Here is a 510-nt window from a genome sequence, read left to right as displayed (position 1 = left end):
GCGGAGGTGTCGGTGGCCAGCCGCCGGGTCACTTGCCGCAGCAGCTCGGCGGCCTTGCGCAGGCGCTTGTTGTAGCCGGGCTGCTTCGGCAGGTAGGGGAAGAGATGCCGCAGGTGAGAGCGGGCGTAGCGAAGCCACCTGGCCTCGGAGGTGAAGCCCAGCATGGCCTGCATCATCGCGAGCGTGACCAGCTCGGCATCGGTCAGTTGCGGAGCGATCCCCATGGCTGGCCGCCAGGGAGCCAGATGCGGTGATGCCTTCAACAGGTCGTCGGTCTTCACATAGAGTGCGGTGGCGAGGGAGTCCAAGTCTGGCGTCAGGACGCGCAGATAATCAACTCGCCTTCTTGATCTGCTGATTGGTGGGTGACTCGCTGTCAGTGGCCAGCCTGCGGAGGTCCCTGAGAGAGAGGGGCCGCTCGTCAGCTGGTTGGGGGCGGCGGCCGAGAAGGTCGAGGAGTTCGCGGGCCTGTCGGATGCGTTTGCCGATGCATGTGCGGTGAACGCCGAA

General features: G+C 65.7%; 1 pseudogene. It reads right to left on the bottom strand.

Annotated elements, in window-relative coordinates:
* Nucleotides 1-320 (bottom strand): annotated as a pseudogene (locus VXC91_RS46835) (IS982 family transposase); the annotation flags it as partial.
* Between the last annotated feature and the right edge of the window lie 190 nt (nucleotides 321-510).

The sequence above is a fragment of the Streptomyces chiangmaiensis genome (assembly GCF_036281785.1).
GTDB classification, from domain to species: domain Bacteria; phylum Actinomycetota; class Actinomycetes; order Streptomycetales; family Streptomycetaceae; genus Streptomyces; species Streptomyces chiangmaiensis.
This window is presented reverse-complemented; position numbering and strand designations above follow the sequence as displayed.